1 protein-coding gene and 1 pseudogene are annotated in these 1,793 nt (G+C 43.1%); one reads left to right on the top strand and one right to left on the bottom strand.

From position 1 onward, the window contains the following. Positions 1 to 203: 203 nt before the first annotated feature. Positions 204 to 1,547: pseudogene (locus F6K64_RS37925) on the top strand (IS701 family transposase). Here the strand turns inward: F6K64_RS37925 and F6K64_RS37920 are convergent. After that, positions 1,527 to 1,685 (bottom strand): hypothetical protein, encoded by a 159-nt coding sequence (locus tag F6K64_RS37920; RefSeq protein WP_008188134.1) that lies wholly within the window; start codon positions 1,683 to 1,685, stop codon positions 1,527 to 1,529. The pseudogene F6K64_RS37925 and the gene F6K64_RS37920 sit on opposite strands and share 21 nt — an antisense overlap. Between the last annotated feature and the right edge of the window lie 108 nt (positions 1,686 to 1,793).

The raw sequence follows: 1,793 nt of genomic DNA, 5'->3' as shown, positions 1-1,793 counted from the left end.
CAGATCTGGGTCTACTAAAATCCGATCTACGCTGGCTCCTAGGGATATAATCAGCTTCAGATTAGGCAATTTTTGCATCACTCCCAGTGGGGGCCACCATGCCAGCACAATCTCAATCTCATCTAGTGGGACTTAAACGATAAAAATACAAAAATTAGGGTATAATCTATGATAGAAGAACGTTTCACGTCGAAATTGCCCCCATGAGAGAAACTAGCCCCTCTGCGATGCCCCCTTGCTTTGAAAAATGGTGCAAGCGTTTCGATGATTGCTTCAAAACGAAGGCTCAAAAAACCGGGTTTAGACACGCTCATTGGGGGATTATTAGGGGAAAGTGAGAGAAAAAACCTGACACAGATCGCTGATAACGCGATTGGAGTAGTTTATAACCGATTACACCATTGTCTTGATGCAGTCGCTCATGGGGGAAACCCCCAAGACCGCGCTGCATCGCTTCTTAACCGATGCCCCTTGGTCAGGGAGTCAAATCAATGAACGCCGTTTAGAGTTGATGAACAAATGTTCTCTTTCCTCGGATCAGTCGGGGATTTGCATTGATTTTGGACGACTCAGGACATAGAAAAAGTGGTAACTTGACTGACGGAGTGGGAAGGCAATATATCGGAGAAATCGGAAAGACAGACAATGGAATAGTCTTAGTAACAACCCATCTTTACGATGGCAAAAAAAGCTTACCATTAGACCTAGAGTTGTATCAACACGCGACTTCCTTACCCAATGGAAATAAAGATGAAGAATTTAAGAAGAAGCCCGATTTAGGGATAGAGTTAATTGACCGGAGTTTAGCCCGAGGATATCGTCCGGGAATCGTCCTAATTGATGCGGGGTATGGCAATAACACAACCTTTCTCAAGAAACTGGAAGAAAGGAATCTAAAGTATTTAGGAGGAGTGGCAAAAAATCGGAAATTAATTATAAAAAATGAGTTAAATATTGAGATAGAAATACGTATAGACGAATTAGCGAAAAGCCTATCCAAAGAGGAGTTTGAGGAAGTTGAACTCAACTTAGAGAAATCGAAAACCGTTTGGGTGGCAACAGTGAAGGCTCAGATATCTGGTCTAGAAGGAGAAAGGACAATGGCTATCGTCATGAATGCTAGTTCTTGGGAAGAAGCAACAGACATTGATTATTTGATCACCAATGTTGATTCAGATAAAGTAACAAAACAGTGGGTAGTAATGACCTACTCTCAAAGAAATTGGGTGGAAGTATTTTATCGGGAAGCAAAGGGTTGGCTAGGGTTGAAAGAATACCAAGTCAGGGATAAAAGAAGTCTATTTCGCCATTTTATCCTAGTATTTTGTGCCTACACTTTTATTCTTTGGCATAAGTTAACTGGGGGATTACGAAGGCGATGGGCTAACAAACCTTTGACTACTTTTACAGAAGCCTTGGAGGCTTTTCGTACAGCTATGTCTTTTCGTTTCTTTGTTCGCGTAGCGTGTGCAAAGCACATATGGCTGACTCACAATCGGCAGGTGTTTGCTGCTTATAAAGCCAGTTTAGGCTTCATTTGGGGTTGATTTTTGTTTAAGTCCCACTAGTTTCCCGGATTCAGGCCAGATTCGCAAATCTAGACCGGCCTTGCGTTTCTTCAACTCTGCGGTTAATTGTGCAAACCATTCCTCTAAATCGATGTTTGCCAGTAGTAGCACTGCCATATTCATGTCCATTCGCAGTCAACTCAAGCTTAAGTCCGAAGTGTGAAGGGAGTGCGTTCGCGTAGCGTAGCCCTTTGGGCTAATCGCCTTTGGCGCGGCTGAGGCCTT

Source organism: Moorena sp. SIO3A2 (genome assembly GCF_010672265.1).
In the GTDB taxonomy this organism is placed as follows: Bacteria; Cyanobacteriota; Cyanobacteriia; order Cyanobacteriales; family Coleofasciculaceae; genus Moorena; species Moorena producens.
Note: the sequence above shows the minus strand (reverse complement) of the source record. Positions and strands in the feature narration are given on the sequence as shown.

Excerpts from the sequence above, each read along its gene's own strand:
- F6K64_RS37920 (WP_008188134.1), bottom strand. The coding sequence starts at position 1,685 with ATGGCAGTGCTACTACTGGCAAACATCGATTTAGAGGAATGGTTTGCA.